This is a genomic window from Paraburkholderia acidipaludis NBRC 101816 (assembly GCF_000684975.1).
Classification (GTDB): Bacteria; Pseudomonadota; Gammaproteobacteria; order Burkholderiales; family Burkholderiaceae; genus Paraburkholderia; species Paraburkholderia acidipaludis.
The window spans coordinates 203670-221991 of sequence record NZ_BAXZ01000006.1 but is presented as its reverse complement, the minus strand read 5'-3'; the positions used below and the strand labels follow the sequence as shown (position 1 = coordinate 221991).

17 protein-coding genes are annotated in these 18322 nt (G+C 65.8%); 8 read left to right on the top strand and 9 right to left on the bottom strand.

Translation table 11 applies throughout. From position 1 onward, the window contains the following. Nucleotide 1 precedes the first annotated feature (1 nt). The 6 genes from BAC01S_RS09835 to BAC01S_RS09810 all read right to left on the bottom strand — a co-directional run bounded on the left by BAC01S_RS09835 (nt 2) and on the right by BAC01S_RS09810 (nt 6287). The gene (locus BAC01S_RS09835) at nt 2-856 is read right to left on the bottom strand and encodes an enoyl-CoA hydratase family protein (protein WP_027794612.1); all 855 of its coding nucleotides are present in this window, start codon (nt 854-856) and stop codon (nt 2-4) included. Between the two features lie 70 nt (nt 857-926). Next, nucleotides 927-1478: a MarR family winged helix-turn-helix transcriptional regulator gene (locus BAC01S_RS09830; protein ID WP_027794611.1), complete on the bottom strand. Its 552-nt coding sequence runs from the start codon at nt 1476-1478 to the stop codon at nt 927-929. Further along, nucleotides 1475-2257 carry an SDR family NAD(P)-dependent oxidoreductase gene (locus BAC01S_RS09825; protein WP_084168454.1) on the bottom strand — a complete coding sequence of 261 codons (783 nt, stop codon included), beginning with the start codon at nt 2255-2257 and terminating at the stop codon, nt 1475-1477. Before BAC01S_RS09825 ends, BAC01S_RS09830 begins: the two co-directional genes overlap by 4 nt. Continuing rightward, nucleotides 2257-4617, bottom strand: coding sequence for a bifunctional salicylyl-CoA 5-hydroxylase/oxidoreductase (locus tag BAC01S_RS09820; protein WP_027794609.1), 2361 nt, complete (start codon nt 4615-4617; stop codon nt 2257-2259). The genes BAC01S_RS09825 and BAC01S_RS09820 overlap by 1 nt, the downstream gene beginning before the upstream one ends. A 104-nt stretch (nt 4618-4721) precedes the next feature. Further along, nucleotides 4722-5174, bottom strand: a complete 453-nt coding sequence (locus BAC01S_RS09815) for a monooxygenase family protein (protein WP_027794608.1) — start codon at nt 5172-5174, stop codon at nt 4722-4724. 117 nt (nt 5175-5291) lie between these two features. After that, nucleotides 5292-6287, bottom strand: a complete 996-nt coding sequence (locus tag BAC01S_RS09810; RefSeq protein WP_027794607.1) for an aldo/keto reductase — start codon at nt 6285-6287, stop codon at nt 5292-5294. Between the two features lie 283 nt (nt 6288-6570). Here BAC01S_RS09810 and opgC point away from each other — a divergent pair, with 283 nt between their 5' ends. Then, a complete protein-coding gene (gene opgC / locus BAC01S_RS09805) occupies nt 6571-6903 on the top strand; it encodes an OpgC domain-containing protein (protein ID WP_027794606.1) in 333 nt (110 codons plus the stop codon). A gap of 46 nt (nt 6904-6949) precedes the next feature. Here opgC and BAC01S_RS09800 read toward each other — a convergent pair whose 3' ends face one another. Further along, nucleotides 6950-7723, bottom strand: coding sequence for an SDR family oxidoreductase (locus BAC01S_RS09800; protein ID WP_027794605.1), 774 nt, complete (start codon nt 7721-7723; stop codon nt 6950-6952). Between the two features lie 156 nt (nt 7724-7879). Between BAC01S_RS09800 and BAC01S_RS09795 the strand changes: the two genes are divergently transcribed. Further along, a complete protein-coding gene (locus BAC01S_RS09795) occupies nt 7880-8755 on the top strand; it encodes a ProQ/FINO family protein (RefSeq protein ID WP_027794604.1) in 876 nt (291 codons plus the stop codon). A 93-nt stretch (nt 8756-8848) separates the two neighbouring features. Here BAC01S_RS09795 and BAC01S_RS09790 read toward each other — a convergent pair whose 3' ends face one another. Both BAC01S_RS09790 and BAC01S_RS09785 read right to left on the bottom strand, forming a co-directional pair. Further along, on the bottom strand, nt 8849-9523 hold the full coding sequence (locus BAC01S_RS09790) for a transglycosylase SLT domain-containing protein (RefSeq protein WP_027794603.1): 675 nt from the start codon (nt 9521-9523) through the stop codon (nt 8849-8851). 167 nt (nt 9524-9690) lie between these two features. Continuing rightward, on the bottom strand, nt 9691-10587 hold the full coding sequence (locus tag BAC01S_RS09785; protein WP_027794602.1) for a fructose bisphosphate aldolase: 897 nt from the start codon (nt 10585-10587) through the stop codon (nt 9691-9693). 242 nt (nt 10588-10829) lie between these two features. On the opposite strand from BAC01S_RS09785, the gene BAC01S_RS30830 reads away from it, so the two are divergent. From BAC01S_RS30830 to BAC01S_RS09755, 6 genes are all read left to right on the top strand, one after another. Next, complete coding sequence (locus BAC01S_RS30830) at nt 10830-11663, top strand: IclR family transcriptional regulator (protein WP_043201819.1); 834 nt, start codon at nt 10830-10832, stop codon at nt 11661-11663. 287 nt (nt 11664-11950) lie between these two features. Continuing rightward, nucleotides 11951-13033 carry a phosphotransferase gene (locus BAC01S_RS09775; RefSeq protein ID WP_027794601.1) on the top strand — a complete coding sequence of 361 codons (1083 nt, stop codon included), beginning with the start codon at nt 11951-11953 and terminating at the stop codon, nt 13031-13033. Nucleotides 13034-13135: 102 nt separating this feature from the next. Further along, on the top strand, nt 13136-14353 hold the full coding sequence (locus tag BAC01S_RS09770) for an acyl-CoA dehydrogenase family protein (RefSeq protein WP_027794600.1): 1218 nt from the start codon (nt 13136-13138) through the stop codon (nt 14351-14353). A gap of 22 nt (nt 14354-14375) precedes the next feature. Further along, nucleotides 14376-15932 carry a class I adenylate-forming enzyme family protein gene (locus BAC01S_RS09765; protein ID WP_027794599.1) on the top strand — a complete coding sequence of 519 codons (1557 nt, stop codon included), beginning with the start codon at nt 14376-14378 and terminating at the stop codon, nt 15930-15932. A gap of 156 nt (nt 15933-16088) precedes the next feature. Continuing rightward, nucleotides 16089-17333 carry a branched-chain amino acid ABC transporter substrate-binding protein gene (locus BAC01S_RS09760; protein ID WP_027794598.1) on the top strand — a complete coding sequence of 415 codons (1245 nt, stop codon included), beginning with the start codon at nt 16089-16091 and terminating at the stop codon, nt 17331-17333. A 41-nt stretch (nt 17334-17374) separates the two neighbouring features. Beyond that, on the top strand, nt 17375-18322 hold the full coding sequence (locus BAC01S_RS09755) for a branched-chain amino acid ABC transporter permease (RefSeq protein WP_027794597.1): 948 nt from the start codon (nt 17375-17377) through the stop codon (nt 18320-18322).

The following is an 18322-nucleotide window of genomic DNA, read 5'->3' as shown; positions in this document are numbered from 1 at the left end:
GTCAATCTCCCTCGAATACCGGACGCGTCTTTGCCGCGAATGCCGTATAGGCGCGGCCGAAATCGCGTGTGACCATGCAGATCGCCTGGGCTTGCGCTTCGGATTCGATCGCTTCGTCGATGCTCATGGTCCATTCCTGATGCAGCATCGTCTTCGTGATGCCGTGCGCGAACGTGGGGCCGGCGGCGAGATCGGCGGCCAGTTGCTGCGCGTCGGCCAGCAGCGTGTCGGGGTCGCACAGGCGGTTATAGAAGCCCCACGCCAGGCCTTCGTCGCCGCTTGCCGAGCGGCCCGTGTAGAGCAATTCCGCGGCGCGGCCCTGACCGATGATGCGCGGCAGGATCGCGCACGCGCCCATGTCGCAGCCCGCGAGCCCCACGCGCGTGAAAAGGAACGCGAGCTTGCTGCGCGCCGTGCCGTAGCGCATGTCGGAGGCCATGGCGAGGATCGCGCCCGCGCCCGCGCACACGCCATCCACCGCGGCGATGACGGGCTGCGGGCAGTGGCGCATGGCTTTCACGAGATCGCCCGTCATGCGCGTGAACATCAGCAGTTCGGGCATCGGCAGATCGACCAGCGGCGCGATGATGTCGTGCACGTCGCCGCCCGAGCAGAAATTGCCGCCCGCGCCGTGCAGCACGATGGTCTTGATGTCGGTTGCGTAGGCCAGCTGACGAAAGAGATCGCGTAGTTCTGCATACGATTCGAATGTGAGTGGGTTCTTGCGCTCGGGGCGGTTCAGCGTGATGGTCGCGACGCGGCCTTCGACGGACCAGCCGAAGTGCTGCGCACGATAGTCCGCCAGCGTGACGCGGTTGCCCGCGAAGAGCGCTTCGGCGTTGGAACGTGTCGTCAAGATAAGTCTCCGGTGTGGCGGGAGCCGGCGCTTTGGCGCCCGGTGCCCCATGCCTGAATTGCGGTGCGCCTCAGCCTTCCAGGCTGTCGCGCAGATGCTGCTTGAGCTTGCCTAGCCGCTCGTGCATCCTCGACTTGTCGTCGAGAGACAAGCCGCCGAACATCTCGACCACCCATTGCTCGTGGGCCGCCGCCATGCGGTCGAACAGCTTGCGGCCTTCCGGCGTGAGGCGCACGGCGATCGAGCGACGGTCGGCCGGGTCCGCATCGCGCACGACGAGGCCTTCTTTCTCGAGCTGGTCGGTGATACCGGTGACGTTGCCGCCCGTGACCATCATGCGGCGCGACAGCTCGGTCATGCGCAGCCCTTCCGGGTGGCGTTCGAGCTGCGCCATCAGGTCGAAGCGCGGCAGCGTGGTGTCGAATTCGGCGCGCAGGCGGCGGCGCAGCTCGGCCTGCACGAGGTTCGTCGTGGTGAGCAGGCGTAGCCAGAGGCGCAGGCCCATGTGGCTGTCGGCGCCGGTGCTCATCTCCATGTCGACCACGTTCCCGGCCGGGTTCGCTACCCCCTTGCGCGGCGTTTTCGGGGCGGCATTCTTGCGCGCGGGCACGGGCGGGCTCATGTGATTTCTCCACCGGAAACGGAAAGGGATTGCCCGGTGATGGCGGCGGAACCGGGCGCGCAAAGCCACAGCACGGCGTTGGCGACTTCGTCGGGCGTAACGAAGCGCTGCTGAGGATTGTGGCGAACCAGGAGGCTGCGCGCCTCCTCGGCGCTGCGCGAAGTCTTGCGCGTGATCTGTTCGATCGAGGCCTGCAACAGCTCGGTTTCCGTGTAGCCCGGGCAGACCGCGTTGACGGTCACGCCTTGCGTTGCGACTTCGAGCGCGAGGGCGCGCGTCATGCCGATCACGCCATGTTTCGAGGCGCAATAGGCGGCGACGTAGGGATAGCCGACCTGGCCCGCCGTGCTCGCGACGTTGACGATGCGTCCGTGCTTGCCGGCGAGCATGGCGGGCAGCACGGCGCGCGTGCAGAGGAACGCGCCGGTCAGGTTGACGTCGAGCATGCGGCGCCACAGCGCGAGATCGGTCTGCGCGAAGGGGGCGGCCTGTGCCTGGCCCGCGTTGTTCACGAGGATGTCGACCAGGCCGAAATGTTCGGCGGCGCGGGCGAATGCTGCGTCGACGGCATTTTCGTCCGTCACGTCGACGCTCTCGCAGGCGACATATTCAGTACCGCCAAGCGCCGCGCGTTGCGCTTCGAGGCGCGCTGCGTCGCGCCCCATTAGCGTGACGCGCGCGCCGGCGCGCAACAGGGCCGCCGCCGTGGCGGCGCCGATGCCGCTGCCGCCGCCCGTGACGACCGCGTGGCGGTCCGCAAGCGTGTTCTGTGCGCTCATCACACGGTTCCTTCCGCACGCTGGGCGCGTTCGAGCGGCGAGAGCCCCGCGCTCGCGGCGGCCGCGGCCCGCTCGCGCTCGATATTGCGTTCGAGCTGGGTCTTGGCCGCCGTGTACTGGCGCGGCCACATGACGTCGAGATAGCCGATCTTCGCGGCTTCGGTCAGCGTCCACGAAGGGTTCGCGAGGTGCGGCCGCGCGACCGCGCAGAGGTCGGCGCGGCCCGCCGCGATGATGCCGTTCGCGTGGTCCGCTTCGGAGATCGCGCCCACCGCGATGGTGGGGATGTCCGCTTCGTTGCGGATGCGGTCGGCGAAAGGCGTCTGGAACATGCGGCCATAGACGGGGCGTTCTTCCTTGCTCACCTGGCCCGACGAAACGTCGATCATGTCCGCGCCCGCCGCCTTGAAGGCGCGCGCGATCTCGACCGCGTCGTCGGGCGTATTGCCGCCCTCGACCCAGTCGTGTGCGGAGATGCGCACCGAAATCGGTTTGTCGGCCGGCCACACGGCGCGAATCGCGGCGAACACCTCCAGCGGGTAGCGCAAGCGGTTCTCCAGCGAGCCGCCGTAGGCGTCGCTGCGCTGATTGGTGAGCGGAGAGAGGAAGCTCGAAAGCAGGTAGCCGTGCGCGCAGTGCAGTTCGAGCCAGTCGAAGCCCGCTTCGACCGCCAGTTCCGTCGAGCGTACGAACTGCGCCTTGATTTCCTGCAGTTCCGCGGAGCTGGCTTCCTGAGCCCACTGGCTCACGCCGCGCAGATACTGCTGCGGCGAGGCGGAAACGAGCGGCCAGTTGCCGTCGGGCAAGGGCTGGTCGATGCCTTCCCACGCCACGCGCGTCGAGCCCTTGGCGCCCGAATGGCCGATCTGGATGCCGATCTTCGCGTCCGACTGCGTATGCACGAAGTCCACGATGCGCCGCCAGGCGTCGCGCTGCTCCGTCGTATAGAGGCCCGGGCATCCCGGCGTGATACGCGCCTCGGGCGAGACGCAGGTCATTTCGGTCATCACGAGGCCCGCGCCGCCCATGGCGCGCGCGCCAAGGTGCGTCAGGTGATAGTCGCCGGCCACGCCGTCGCGCGCCGAGTACTGCGCCATCGGCGAGACCACGATGCGGTTCTTCAGCGTAACGCCGCGTACCGTGTACGGCGTGAACATGGGCGGCACGGCGCGTTTGCCCGCGCCCGCCCGCGCGGCCAGCCATGATTCGAAACCGCCGAGCCAGGCCGCGTCGCGCTCGCGCAGATTCTCGTGCGAAATGCGCTGCGAGCGCGTGAGCAGCGAGTAGGCGAACTGCTCCGGCTCGAAGTGCGCGTAGCGGTCCACGTGCTCGAACCATTCCGTCGAGTTGCGCGCGGCATTCTGGATGCGCAGCACGTCCACGCTGCGCACGCTCGTGTAATGGGCGAGCGCGGCGCGCAGATCGCCCGGACACGCGTCCATGCTGTTGGCGAGTTCGATTGCGTCCTCGAGCGCGAGCTTGGTGCCCGAGCCGATCGAGAAGTGGGCCGTGTGCGCCGCGTCGCCCATCAGCACAACGGGCGTTTCGCTGCCGCCGGCGTCACGCTTCCAGTGCACCCACTCGCGATTCACCACGCGCGGAAAGCGGATCCATTGCGAGGAGCCGCGCAGGTGCGACGCATTCGAGCGCAGCGCGTGGCCGTCCAGATAACGCGCGAAGAGCTTCTCGCAGAACGCGATGCTGTCTTCCTTGCTCATGGTGTCGAGACCCGCCGCGCGCCAGACGTGCTCGGGCGCTTCGACGATGAAGGTGGAGGTGTTCTCGTCGAAGCGGTAGGCGTGCGCCTGGAACCAGCCCCACTCGGTTTCTTCGAACGCGAAGGTGAACGCGTCGAAGAGCTTCGACGTGCCGAGCCACACGAAGCGGCAATCGCGCAGGTCGATATCGGGCTGGTACGTCGCGGCGTATTTCTGGCGCGTGGCGCTGTTCAGGCCGTCGCTGGCGATGACGAGGTCGGCTTCGCCGATATCGTCGTCGGTGATCTGCGACTCGAACACGAGCTTCACGCCGAGTGCTTCGCAGCGCGCCTGCAGGATGTTGAGGAGGCGCTTGCGGCCGATGCCGCAGAAGCCATGCCCCGAGGACCGGATCGCGCGGCCGCGGTAGTTGACCTCGATGTCGTCCCAGTGATTGAAGGCGTCGAGGATTTCCGCCGCGCTTTCGGGGTCGGCCGCGCGCAGGTTGCCGAGCGTCTGGTCCGAAAACACCACGCCCCAGCCGAACGTGTCGTACGGGCGGTTCCGCTCGATCACGGTGATGTCGTGTTCAGGGTGGCGACGCTTCATCAACAGGCTGAAGTACAGGCCCGCCGGACCGCCACCGATGCAAACGATGCGCATGCTCGCTCCTTGTTCTCGCTTCGGAATCAATTTAGGTTGAAATATTTCATATGTCAAGTAAATTGCCGAAGGAGGACGGTCTTGCCCAAGGCGAGGCGCCGGGGTTAGTCCGCCGCCAGTCGCTGTCGCGCGCTCATGAAAGGGCCAGTGGGCCGGCGCTCCGGCGCGAAGCGGCCGAAGCCCACGGGGCCGGGCATGTCGACATAGACGGCTTCCATGCCCTGCCGGCTATAGCTTTCGTGCCAGAAGCCCGCGCCGCCGCTGTCGCGCAGGAACTCGCGCCACCAGCGGGAATGCGGCTCGCTGCGGGTAAACGCCTCGAGGCTTTCGAGGTCGCGCCAATATTGGCGGATGCCGACGTGGTTGAGCGCGAAGAGGAACTGCTCGTTCGAGAGCAATCCCGGTGGCGGGTCCGATTCGATCTGCCGCAGGCCTTTGCCGATGCCGAGCACGGTGGCGATCCCCCGCAACCGGCGAACGCGAAAGCCCAGAATGATGACGACAAGGTTTGGATAGGCGCTGAGATCGACCGATCTTCGGGAGACGGAGGCTTGCATGGCGGCTCCTTGCTGTTGACGCTGTAAGCATAGTCCCAGGCGCTGAGGGCAGTACCGCCCGTCGTCACCGGTTCCCGATGCGGCTTCGCGTTCGCTGAACAGCGGGAGTTCGGAGCTTTACCAGCGTTGGTGAACGTGAGGCGCTATGTGGTGCCGATAGATCTCCCGGACGCGTTGCATTGCCTCATCCGGGAGTGGCGCGAGGCCCGCGGCCGCAGCATTCGACGCCGCCTGGGCTGCGTTCTTGCTGCCCGGAATGATGACGGAGACCGCTTCTTCCATGAGAATCCAGCGCAGCGCCAGTTGCGCCATGGAAGCGTTCACGGGTACCAGGCCGCGCAGCTCGTCCACCGCTTTCAACGCGACGTCATAGGGCACGCCGGAGAAGGTTTCGCCCACATCGAACGCCTCGCCATGACGATTGAATGCGCGATGATCGTCTGCCGCGAAAACGGAATCCGCCGACATCTTGCCCGTTAGCATGCCGCTGGCCAGCGGCACCCGCGCAATCACCGCAACATCTTTCTTGCGGGCCTGCTCGAAGAACAGCTCGGCCGGGCGTTGGCGGAACATGTTGTAGATGATCTGCACCGAAACCACGTTGGGATAGTCGATCGCCTTCAGCGCTTCCTCCACCTTTTCAACCGAAACGCCGTAGCAGCGGATCTTGCCGGCGGCGACGAATTCGTCCATGGCGTCGAATACTTCGGGACGGTAATAGACCTCCGTCGGCGGGCAATGTAGTTGCACCAGGTCGAGCGTGTCGACGCCCAGATTCTCAAGGCTCCGGTCGATGAAACCCGCGAGCGCGCGCCGGTTCAAATAGCCGCTGGTGACGTGCGGGTCGAGCCGGCGCCCGAGCTTGGTGGCCACGATGGGACGTTCGCCGCCTCGTTCCCGCAGCACGTCCCGGATGATCCGTTCCGAGCGGCCGTCGCCATAGACGTCCGCCGTGTCGATGAACGTCACGCCGCTATCGAGCGCGGCGTTCAGCGCGGCCTTCGCGTCGTCCTCCGCGACGCTGCCCCACGCGCCGCCAATCGCCCATGCCCCAAAGCCGATTTCGGACACCTTCCATCCCGTGCGACCGAATTTTCTCGTTGCAAGCGCCATTCAAGTGCTCCTCGAATACTGTGCGAAGTTATGTGGTTTGCCCATCAATGCCCTCGTGCAATAGGGCCGGTGACGTGGTGTTCGAAGTGTAGCAAGCCGGCGAACGGGGGGAGATTCGACGGCGATGCTCTGCCGGTTGTGTTGCTTGCTCTTTTCTTTGTCGGTGGCCGACGCGGGGAACCCCGGCGATGGGCCGGCGTCAACGCAGGATGCGTCACTTTTCCAGCTTGCGAAAGACTTTCCGCAAGGCGAGACCGACTGTGCATGATCTGGCACCGCGAACGTGCGCGCCGTTCTTCGCTGTGCGGCGTGCGCACCGAACCGGCGCGCAAGCGCCGGCGACTCTCGCGGACCGCAGGCGGTGCGGCTGGGGTGGGTCCGTCGCCTGGCCGAATCTCTACCGGCCGTCGCCAACGTCGGGCAGCAGGGGCTCGTGTGCTTCGTGGGCGGCGCCGTGGCATCGAACGTGGTCGATACCCTGCTGCGCGCCACGCATCTGGACACCTACTTTCCTGCGCGTCTCGCAGGTGATCTGCTCGCCATCGGCGCGCTCGTCACGCTGGCCGGCGGCGCACGCTGGCTGAAGACGGCGCGCCCGCGCCTGGCGCTCACCTGAGCTGGCGCGTGGGGGGCTTCGAAGGTGAGGGTTTGCGGGCGTGTTGTTACGCTTTCGGGAGTTCGCGCACGTCGGCGGTGGGTGTCGAGCCGAAGGCCTCGCTCAGCGCGTAGTCGATGAGTTGCCGGGCAGCCGCTTCCGGCGTTGCGAGCTGACCGTTCTGCTTCAGTTGTTCGAAGCGTTCGCGCGAGGGGAACTGGTGGGGGGCCGTGGAGCGAATCGTCGCCTGCATGTCCGTATCGACGACGCCCGGCGCCACGCTGCAGATGCGCACGGCCTGCGGCGCATCGAGCGCCACGGCGCGCGCATGATGATCGAGCGCGGCCTTGGTCGCGCAATAGACGCTCCAGCCCGCGTAAGCATTGCGCGCCGCTCCGCTCGACACATGCACGATGCGGCGTTCGGCTGCAGGACTTGCGGTCTCCTGCGAAGCGATGGCGTTCGCGAGCATGAGCGGGGCGGCGATGTTGAGCGCGACCGCTCGCGCGATCGCATCCGCTGCCTGCGCGCCGCACGGCGCGATCGGCTCCACCGTGCCGGCGTTGTTGAAAAGCAGCACGCAACGGGCCTCGGCAGTGAAGCGCCGCAGCGCGTCAGTGGAGAGCCAGCGTTCGAGGGCGGCGGTATCGGAAAGATCGAGCGTCGTCTGGGAGAGCGCGGCGGCGTGGCGGGCGGCCAGCGCCGCGTTCGTGCCCCTTCCGAGTCCCAGTACACGTATGCCGCGTGCCAGCAGGAGTTCGGCTAGCGCGGCGCCCAGACCGCGGGTGTGTCCGGTGACGATGGCGCAGATCGAGGCGTGGGAAGAGGGCAATGCGGTCATGGATTCAGGGGGGATCGAGGGGCGGGGGCGGAAAGGAAACGGGAGCTTGTGCCGTAAGAGCACGGCAGGCGGGCTATCGAAACACGGTGCAAGCCAGAAATGCCGCTCGCGATTCGGTATCATAGCGTCCGATCCAATAAGGAAAGAGATCTGGACGTGAAAGCCGCATCGCAACAACGCCGCACCCTGAGCTTCAAGGAAGGTCTGCTGGAAATCAAGAAGAGCATGGGGAAGGGCTCGGGGCAAAGTCCCGAAGAAACGCCGCCAGCGCCGGAAAGCAAGCCCGCACGCAAGGGCCCTCCCGCTCAGGCGAAGGATGGGCGCCCCCGCGCACGGCCGCAGCAGCCGGGCGGCCGGCCGCAAGGGGCCAAACCCCGTGTGCCGAAGGAGGCGCGCGAAGGGCGGGAAGGGCGCCCGCAGCAGCCCAGCCAGCGCCCGGCCCAGCAGCGTCAGCGACCCGCGCGGGCGGCGCAGCCGGCGGCCAACCTGACCGAGGAAGAAAAGGCGCGCATCGAACGCAACCGCCAGCTCAACACGGTCTGGAATGTGTTTGCGAAACAATATCCGGCGTTTCGCGATCGTCTGCCGTTGAAGATCGGCGTGGCGGAAGACCTCGTCTCGCGCCATCCGGAGTACGAGCGCACGCTGATCGTCGCGGTGCTCAAGCGCCACGTCAACCACCCGCGCTATCACGAGCGCGTCGCGGCCGGCGGTTCCCGTTACGAACTGGACGGTAGCGCTTCGGCGGGCCCGGGCATCGATCCGTCGCACGTCGGCCGCGCCAACGCGGCGCTGGCGCGCCAGAAGGCGAAAGCCGAGGCGCAGGCCAAGGCCAAAGAAGCGGGAGCCGAACAGCAGCAGCCCAAGGCCGCGGCACAGCCGCAACCGGCTACCCAGGCGGAACCGAAGCAGCCCGATGCGCAAGCACCGGTTCAAGTCGCGCCGACGGCGCCCGACCAGGCCATGCCGGCGTCCAGCGAGGCCGCGTCGGCATCCAACAATCCGCAGGAACCCCCGGCCGCCGAAGCTTGAGCGTTTGGGTGTGCCATGCCGGGCCATCGCGTGCCCGGCATGTTGGCGATGCGATAAGCCTTGGTCCGCCTCGCCGTAGCGGCACAGGCGCGTTCAGTGCATGGACGGTGCGGCGGTGGCCGTCGTTGCATCCGTAGCGGCCGAAGCCGCAGAGGCGGACGAAGCGCCGAAGCCGGCCGGAACCACGAACACAGCCGGCACCGCCGACGCTTCGGCGCTGTCTGATGCGGTCTGCGCCGCGGCCGGCGTCTCGAACAGGCGGTTGAATTCCGCCGCGCGCGACTGGATCTTTTGCGCGTAGGCCATCGACCCGCCGTAGCTCTTCATGGCCGCGTTCAGGTCGCCGCCGGCAGACTGGCGGTAACCGTAAAGGATCGACGAGCCGATATCGATATTCACGTCCGGATTGGTGAGGTCCTTCACGTGGCGCAGGAGATTGCGGTGTGCCGACGGCACGACCTGCATCAGGCCTGTTGCGCCGTTGGCGCCGTGCGCCTTTTCACGAAAGCGCGATTCGGTCGAAATGATCGCAAGCAGAATGGCAGGGGGGAGGGAGTATTTTTCGGCGGCCGTGGTGACGGCCGCGGAAATCTGCGCCGCCTTTTCCTTCGCCACGCCGAACCGGTGCATCAGGTATGCGGAGATCGTGTCGGCGCCGGCGCCGGGACTGCTGCCGGTGCTGCTGCCACTGGCGACGGGGCTTTGCTGAGCCCACGCTTGCGCAAGCAGACCCGGCAACAGGACGATCAGGCAGAGTAATCGCCTCATGGCCAGTGCGTGTCGAGAAACGGGGAAGCAGCAAGTATAACCGCGTCGGCGGCCGGGTCCCCTGTTGCGTGCGCAGGCACCCTGGTGCGGCGCAAAAGAATATCGCGGGAGCGGACGCCCGGCCCGCTCCCGCCGCTGCCGGCTTGCCCGGCAGGAGAAAGGTCGCGTCAGTCTTTTTCGACCGACGCCTTCCAGATCTCGTCGATGCTCGCGGCGAGGGCGGCGTCGAATTCGGCGTCGCTCATCGACTTCGTCAGGTCGTTGATGAGCGCCCGCGAGAAGCTCGCGATCATGCCGTGGTTGGCCGCAAGGCGCCGGCATGCGTCACTGCGCGAATAGCCGCCCGAAAGCGCCACCACGCGCACCACGCGCGGATGCTCGATGAGCGGCAGATAGAAGTCGGGCGTGCTCGGGATCGTCAGCTTGATCATGACGTCGCGCGAGGCCGGCAGCGCATCGAGTCCCTTGAGCAGTTCGTCGCGCAGCAGCGCTTCGGCTTCGGCCTTGTCGGGAATCTTGATGGAAACCTCGGGCTCGAGAATCGGGACGAGGCCGTGCGCGCCAATCTGCTCGCCCAGTTCGAACTGCTGTGCGGCGATGGCCGCGATGCCCTTGGGCGAAGCCTGTTCGATCACCGAGCGCATCTTCGTGCCGAAGATGCCCGCTTTCACCGCGCGCGCAAGCAGGGTATCGAACTCGGGAATCGGCTTCATGAGGCGCACGCCATCGGCTTCCGCGGCAAGGCCCTTGTCGACTTTCAGGAAGGGCACCACGCCGCGGTCGTGCCACAGAAATTCCGGCACCGGCTTGTCCTGCGCCTTGCCGTCCATCGTCGCCTCGAACAGGATCGCTCCGATGATTTTTTCGCCCGTGAAGGCCGGCGCGGTGACGATGCGCACGCGCATCTCGTGCATGAGCCGGAACATTTCGGCATCACCGTTGTAGGCATTTTCGGGAATGCCGTACTGGCGCAGCGCGCCAGGCGTCGAACCGCCGCTCTGGTCGAGTGCGGCGATGAATCCGGGCTTCGAGCGCATCTGCGCCAGCATTGTTTCGTTCGGCATGGCCGTTTCTCCGTAAATGGGCGCCGATCCGGCGCGATCGAGCGGCCCGATCTCGACGAGTGTACTTGCGTCTATGCCAGCCGTCCGTTTTGCTGCGCAAGAACCGTGCGCGGCGATCCCGGTTGGCGGAAACCGCGTTCTGCATAACGGAATATACTTTCGTCGACGCCAGGCGCCGGGTCGCGTGGGATGCGAGACGGACCGGAAAGCCGTGGCGCGATTCGAACGCTTATTCCTATTTCATGATGGCTGACATCGACCACAAGACAGACCGGCCCGTGCCCCACAAGGAAGACCGGCATTTCGTGACTGCGCTGGCCCGGGGGCTCGAGGTGCTGGCGTCTTTTCGCGGCGGCGTGACGACGCTGACCAATCAGGAAATTGCGCAGCGCTGCCGGCTGCCGCGCTCCACGGTTTCGCGTCTGACCATGACGCTCACGAAACTCGGCTATCTGATCCACCTGGAAGACAGTGGGCGCTACCGCCTCGGCACCGCATGTCTCGCGCTCGGCAGTTCGGTTCTTGCGCGCCTCGACGTGCGCAAGATGGCGCGCCCGCTGATGCAGGAGCTGGCCGAGTTTGCGGGCGGCACCGTGTCGCTCGGCATGCGCGACCGCCTCTCCATGCTCTACATCGAAAGCTGTCGCGGCCCCGGGGCGCTCGCGCTCACGCTGGACGTGGGTTCGCGCATTCCGCTCGCCACCTCGGCGATCGGCCGCGCCTGGCTGGCCATGGCGCCGGCGCGCGAGCGGGCCGACGTCATGGGGCAGGTCCACGAACTCGACGACGTAGCCTGGCCGCAGATCCGCCGGGGCATCGAGCAGGGCATGGAAGACCATCGGTCGCTCGGCGTGACCTGCTCGTTCGGCGACTGGCAAAAGGACGTCAACGGCATCGCACGCGCGTTCGAACCGGGCGGCGGCCTGCCGGTCATGGCGATCAACGTGGGCGGTCCATCCTCGTCGCTTTCGAAGGCGTTCCTTCTTGAGGAGGTGAAGCCACGGCTGCTGCGCCTCGTGGCTCAGCTCGAAGAGGGTGCCGTTTCGCCGCGCGAGGGGGACGAGCCCCAGGGTTAGCCCCCGCCGATCTGTCCGCGCCGAGGGTTATTCCTGGGGAAAAGAACGAATCTGCCGTTTGCATCGCGGCCGCCGAGACGCTAGGATTTCTGCAATGCAGAATTCGAGTTCTGCTTTGCAGAATTATCCCGGCGGCTGGCAAGCCGCCCGCTAGACGAGGATGCGTCGATGGGCACAAGGGATCGGTTCAGTCTGCACGGGCGCGGCGCGCTCGTGTGCTTCGCCTCCGACGCCTCGCGGCATGTCACGGGCCAGTCTCTCGCTGTCGAGGGAGGCTGGTCCGCGATATGAAGATCGACTTCCAGAGCAGTTTTAGCGGCACGCGACCGGTAGCCGAGGCGCATGCATTCGACCTCGTGCGGCTGGCTGCGTGGATGCGCGCGCACGTGGAGGGATTCTCGGGGCGTTTGCGTGCCGAGCAGTTCAAGGGCGGCCAGTCCAATCCTACCTTCCTGCTCGAAGCGGACGGCCGCCGCTATGTGCTGCGCCGCAAGCCGCCCGGCACGCTGCTGCCCTCGGCCCATGCCGTGGAGCGCGAATACCGCGTGATTCGCGCCCTGGGCCAAACCGCCGTTCCGGTCGCGAAGGCCTACGCGTTGTGCGAGTACGCCGATGTGCTCGGCACGCCGTTCTACATCATGGAGTATGTCGAGGGGCGCATCTTCTGGGATCCGGCCTTGCCCGGCATGGCGAGCACTGAGCGTGCGGCGATCTTCGACGAAATGAACCGCGTGCAGGCCGAACTGCACGCGCTCGATCCCGCCGCCGTCGGCCTTGGCGACTATGGCAAGCCGGGGAACTACATTGCGCGCCAGGTGGCGCGCTGGACGAAGCAGTACCGCGCCGCCGAAACGGAACGCATCGAGGCTGCCGATTGCCTGATCGACTGGCTGCCGCTGCACATTCCCGCTGGCGACGAGAGCTGCATCGTGCACGGCGACTACCGGCTCGACAACGTGATCTTCCATCCGAACGAGGCTCGCATCCTTGCCGTGCTCGATTGGGAGCTCTCCACGCTTGGCCATCCGCTCGTCGATTTTGCCTATCACTGCATGATCTGGCACATGACGGCCGGCGCGCGGCGCGGACTCGTCGGACTCGATCTGCCAATGCTTGGCATTCCTTCCGAACGCGATTATCTGCGGCGCTATCTGGAACGCACGGGCGCACAAGCCGAGGTTTCACCAGCGGAGTGGGGCTACTACCTCGTCTTCAACATGTTCCGCCTCGTGGGCATTCTGCAGGGCGTCGCGGCGCGCGCGCTGCAGGGCAACGCATCGAGCGCGCTGGCGCTCGAAACGGGGCGGCGCACGCGCCCGCTCGCCGAACAGGCGTGGGCGCTCGCGCAACAGGTCGACGCGACGCGTTAGGCCCCGTTCCGGCGACCACCCGGCCTGGCGCGCGCTGTATCTGCCGCCGGCGCCATCACTGCCCGGCAGACGGGCGCGCACATTCAGTGAGGAGATCGAACGGTGAATTTCGAGCATTCAGACAAGGTCAAGGAACTGCAGAAGCGTCTGACCGCGTTCATGGATCAGTATGTGTACCCGGCCGAGGCGAAGTTCTCGAGCGAAATGGACGCGGCTCGCCAGTCCGGTAACGCCTGGCAGCCGGCGCCCGTGATGGAGGCGCTGAAAGAGCAGGCGCGCGCCGCGGGCCTGTGGAATCTGTTCCTGCCGGAGTCGCAGTATGGTGCGGGTCTCACCAACCTCGAATACGCGCCGTTGTGCGAAATCATGGGCCGCTCGGGCATTGGTGCCGAGCCCTTCAACTGCTCCGCGCCCGATACCGGTAACATGGAAACGCTGGTGCGTTACGGCACACCCGCGCAACAGGACGAATGGCTGCGGCCGTTGCTCGACGGCACGATCCGCTCGGGCTTCGCGATGACCGAGCCCGCGGTGGCGTCGTCGGATGCGACCAACATCGAGGCTCGGATCGAGCGCGACGGCGATCACTACGTCATCAACGCGCGCAAGTGGTGGACCTCGGGCGCCAACGATCCGCGCTGCAAGATCCTGATCTTCATGGGCAAGACGGATGCCGGCAACGCCGATCCGCACCGCCGCCAGTCGATGGTCCTCGTGCCCATGGACACGCCGGGCGTGACGGTTTTGCGGCACTTGCCCGTGTTCGGCTACGACGATGCGCCGCACGGCCACGCCGAGGTGCTGTTCGAGAACGTGCGGGTGCCGGACTCGAACGTGCTGCTGGGCGAGGGACGCGGTTTCGAAATCGCGCAGGGGCGGCTCGGACCGGGGCGTATCCATCACTGCATGCGGCTGATCGGCCGCGCCGAGCGCGCGCTCGAAGCGATGTGCCGGCGCGCCACGCAGCGCACCGCGTTCGGCCGCAAGATTGCCGATCACGGCGTCACGCGCGAACGCATCGCCAATGCGCGTATCCTTATCGACCAGGCGCGCTTCCTCGTGCTCCATGCGGCATGGAAAATGGACACGCTCGGCAACAAGCTCGCGCGCAAGGAGATTGCGATGATCAAGGTCGCGGCACCCCAGATGGCCTGCCAGGTGATCGACTGGGCCATCCAGGCGCACGGCGGCGGCGGCGTCAGCGACGACTTCGGGCTCGCGCGTGCCTATGCGAGCGCACGCACGCTGCGCCTCGCCGACGGTCCCGATGAAGTCCATCGCAACGCCATCGCCAAGATGGAACTTGGTGCCTATCTTTGAACTTGAAAGGAATCCGAATTCCATGAGCGGAACCTTCGATCCGGCTCTTCCGTCATTCGTCAGCCTGCCCGACCAGATCCGCCAGTGGGCCGGCAGCCAGGGCGACCGCGCGGCGCTCGTCTGCGAGGGCGAGACCGTGAGCTACGCGGCCCTCGATGCGCTTGCCGACCGCTGCGCGGCGGCGCTTCAGCGCGACGGCGTGGCGCCTCGCGACGTAGTCGCCATTTGCGCGACGGGCTCGATCCGCTATGTGGCGGCCTTCATCGGCGCGCTGCGCGCCGGTGCCGCCGTTGCGCCGCTTTCGCCCACGGCGCATGCGGACAGCCTCGCGGGCATGATCGAGAACGCCGGCGCGCGGCTCCTGTTCCTCGACGAAGCCGTCGAAACGGCGCTCGCGGCAGCAACGGCGCTGCCCGCCGTCCGCGCCATTCGCCTCGACGTGAAGGAAGGCGGCAACGCATTCGACACGTGGCTCGCGCCGGCGGGTACGACGCCGCAGCCTGTCGCGATCCAGCCGGAGTGGGCGTTCAACATCATCTATTCGTCGGGCACGACGGGCACGCCGAAAGGCATCGTGCAGTCGCATGCCATGCGCTTCGCCTACGCCCATCGCAGCACTTCGCGCGGCTACGGACCCGAGGCCGTGACGCTGACCGCCACGCCGCTCTATTCGAACACCACGCTCGTGAGCTTCTTTCCGACTCTAGGACTAGGCGGCACTGTGGTGCTGATGCCGAAGTTCGATACCCGGCACTATCTGGAGCTCGCGCAGCGTCACCGCGCCACGCACACGATGCTCGTGCCGGTGCAGTACCGCCGGCTGCTCGCCGACCCGGATTTCGACCGCTACGATCTCTCGAGCTTCCAGTCGAAGTCGTGCACGAGCGCGCCGTTTGCCGCGGATCTCAAGGCCGAAGTGGTGCGGCGCTGGCCCGGCACGCTCACCGAGTTTTACGGCATGACGGAGGGCGGCGCTTCGTGCGAGCTGCGGGCCGACGAAAGCCCCGGCAAGCTGCACACCGTCGGCCAGCCGATGCCCGGCCATGAAATGCGCCTGATCGACGCCGAAGGCAACGAGCTGCCGCGCGGCAGCATCGGCGAGGTGGTGGGGCGCTCGCCGACGATGATGACGGGCTACTACCGGCAGCCGGACAAAACGGCCGAGGCCGAGTGGCACGACCGCGAAGGCCAGCGCTTCATCCGCACCGGCGACATCGGCCGTTTCGACGAAGACGGCTTCCTCGTTCTCATGGACCGCAAGAAGGACATGATCATCTCGGGCGGCTTCAACATCTATCCGAGCGATCTCGAGCAGGTGATCGGGGCGCATCCCGACGTGATCGAAGCGGCGGTGGTCGGTGTCGCTTCGGAGCGCTGGGGCGAGACGCCGGTGGCTTTCGTCACGTTGCGCGAGGGCGCGGCGACTGACGCGCCCTCGCTCATGGCCTGGACCAACGAGCGGCTCGGCAAGATGCAGCGCCTCGCACAGGTGGTGGTGGTCGAAGCGTTGCCGCGCAGCGCGATCGGCAAGGTGCTCAAGCGGGACTTGCGCGACCGCTTCGGGGCTGCGCTCGCATAGGATTCGCTTCGATAACGTGACGCGGCGCCTGCTGCGTCAGTGCTTTCCCTAGACCGCTGTTGTTACCAATAGAAATGTGTTGATATAGCGAAAATAATACGGTCGGACGGAAATTTCCCCCGCAATAAAAGGGTGCCCACACCAAGGAGACAATTGATGAGAATGTTGCGTTCGTTGTTGGTCAGCACGGCCGTATGTTCAGCGTTGATGTCTGGCGCCGCAAACGCGGAGACCGTCAAGATCGCCTTTATCGATCCGCTGTCCGGCTTGATGGCGTCACTGGGAACGAATCAGCTGCACAGCTGGCAATACACGGCCGAATGGGCCAACGAACATAACTGGGCAGACGGCACGAAGTTCGAAGTGGTCGGGTTTGACAACAAGCTTTCGCCGCAGGAAAGCCTGACGTTGCTGAATCAGGCGGCCGACCAGGGCATTCGCTACATCGTGCAGGGCAATGGTTCGTCGGTGGGCATCGCGCTGGAAGATGCGGTGGCGAAGTACAACGAACGCAATCCCGGCAAGGAAATCATTTACCTGAATTACGCCGCGGTGGATCCGTCCATGACCAACGCTCGCTGCGACTACTGGCACTTCCGCTTCGACGCGAACGCGGACATGAAGATGGATGCGCTGACGACATTCCTCGCGCGCGACAAGGACGTCAAGAAGGTCTATCTGATCAATCAGGACTACTCGTTCGGCCACGATGTTTCGCGCGTGGCGCGCGAGGACCTGAAGGCCAAGCGTCCCGATATCGTGATCGTCGGCGACGACTTTCATCCGCTTGCGCGCGTGAAGGACTTCTCGCCTTACGCGACCAAGATCAAGGCGTCGGGCGCCGACACGGTGATCACGGGTAACTGGGGCAGCGATCTCGCGCTGCTCGTCAAGGCCAGTAAGGACGCCGGCGTGACGGCCAACTTCTACACCTATTACGGCGGCACGACCGGCGTGCCGACCGCCATGGGCTCGTCCGGCGCCGATCACGTCAAGTACGTGGGCGTGTTCGGCCCGAACAGTGCGGACAACCCGCCGGTGGTCGGACAGATCATCGAAGGCTACAAGAAGAAGTACAACGACGACTACTACCTCGCCACGGCCTATACCGCCATCACGATGTTGAGCAAGGCGATCAAGGAAACGAAGTCGAGCGATCCGGTCAAGGTTGCCAAGGCTCTCGAGGGGATGACGGTCGACGGCATGAACGGTCCGGTGACGATGCGCGCCGCCGATCACCAGGCGCAGCAATCGCTGGTGATCGCCACGTGGACGAAGGTGGACGGCAAGAACGTGAAGTATGACCAGGAGAATACCGGCTATGGCTGGCGCACCGACGTCCAGCTTGGACCGACCGCGGCAACGCAGCCGACCACGTGCCAGATGAAGCGGCCGAACTAAACGCTTTCCCGCCGGGGCAACTTCACAAGGATGATCGGGCAGTGGAATTTCTGACCATCTCTCTCTTGAACGGCATCAGCTACGGGCTGCTGCTGTTCATGCTTTCGTCGGGCCTGACTCTGATCTTCAGCATGATGGGCGTGCTCAACTTCGCGCATGCCAGCTTCTACATGCTCGGAGCGTACTTTGCCTTCACCATCGCCAGCAAGATAGGCTTCTGGCCGGCGCTGGTGGCGGCGCCGGTGTTTGTCGCCTGTGTCGGCGCGCTCGTCGAACGTTTCGGTCTGCGTACGGTGCACAAATACGGGCACGTGGCGGAGCTGCTGTTTACCTTCGGGCTGTCGTATCTGATCGTGGAGGGCGTCAAGCTGGTCTGGGGGCTGGAGGCGGTGCCGTATGCCATACCGCCCGAGCTCAACGGCACGCTGTTCAAAGTGTTCAGCTCGGACTTTCCGAAGTACCGGGCTTTCATGATGCTGGTATCGATCTCGATGCTCGTGGGGCTGTATCTGCTGTTGACGCGCACGCGCATTGGCCTCGTTATTCAGGCGTCGCTGACGCACCCGGAGATGGCCGAAGCGCTGGGCCATAACGTGCAGCGCGTTTTCATGCTGGTGTTCAGCGGCGGCTGCGCGCTGGCCGGGCTGGCCGGCGTGATCGGCGGCAATGCGTTCGTCACTTCGCCGTCGATGGCCGAGTCGGTGGGGACCATTGTGTTCGTGATTGCGGTGGTCGGCGGAATGGGCTCGCTGCCGGGCGCATTCATCGCCTCGCTCCTGATAGGCATCATGCAGACATTCGCGGTCACGATGGATACTTCGCTATCCGATCTATTTGCGCTGGTTGGCATGAAGGTGACGGACAGCACGGTCCTGTCGTCGCTGTGGCGCATACCGGTGTCGCAGGTCGCGCCGATTCTGCCTTATCTGCTGATGGTGCTCATGATGATCCTGCGACCGCGCGGTCTGCTCGGCAAGCGGGAGGGCTGA

Coding starts and splice junctions, on each gene's coding strand:
- BAC01S_RS09800 (WP_027794605.1), bottom strand. CDS start 7,723: ATGACCGCATTGCCCTCTTCCCACGCCTCGATCTGCGCCATCGTCACC.
- BAC01S_RS30830 (WP_043201819.1), top strand. CDS start 10,830: ATGATGGCTGACATCGACCACAAGACAGACCGGCCCGTGCCCCACAAG.
- BAC01S_RS09790 (WP_027794603.1), bottom strand. CDS start 9,523: ATGAGGCGATTACTCTGCCTGATCGTCCTGTTGCCGGGTCTGCTTGCG.
- BAC01S_RS09810 (WP_027794607.1), bottom strand. CDS start 6,287: ATGGCGCTTGCAACGAGAAAATTCGGTCGCACGGGATGGAAGGTGTCC.
- BAC01S_RS09815 (WP_027794608.1), bottom strand. CDS start 5,174: ATGCAAGCCTCCGTCTCCCGAAGATCGGTCGATCTCAGCGCCTATCCA.
- BAC01S_RS09830 (WP_027794611.1), bottom strand. CDS start 1,478: ATGAGCCCGCCCGTGCCCGCGCGCAAGAATGCCGCCCCGAAAACGCCG.
- BAC01S_RS09775 (WP_027794601.1), top strand. CDS start 11,951: ATGAAGATCGACTTCCAGAGCAGTTTTAGCGGCACGCGACCGGTAGCC.
- BAC01S_RS09765 (WP_027794599.1), top strand. CDS start 14,376: ATGAGCGGAACCTTCGATCCGGCTCTTCCGTCATTCGTCAGCCTGCCC.
- BAC01S_RS09760 (WP_027794598.1), top strand. CDS start 16,089: ATGAGAATGTTGCGTTCGTTGTTGGTCAGCACGGCCGTATGTTCAGCG.
- BAC01S_RS09785 (WP_027794602.1), bottom strand. CDS start 10,587: ATGCCGAACGAAACAATGCTGGCGCAGATGCGCTCGAAGCCCGGATTC.
- BAC01S_RS09825 (WP_084168454.1), bottom strand. CDS start 2,257: ATGAGCGCACAGAACACGCTTGCGGACCGCCACGCGGTCGTCACGGGC.
- BAC01S_RS09820 (WP_027794609.1), bottom strand. CDS start 4,617: ATGCGCATCGTTTGCATCGGTGGCGGTCCGGCGGGCCTGTACTTCAGC.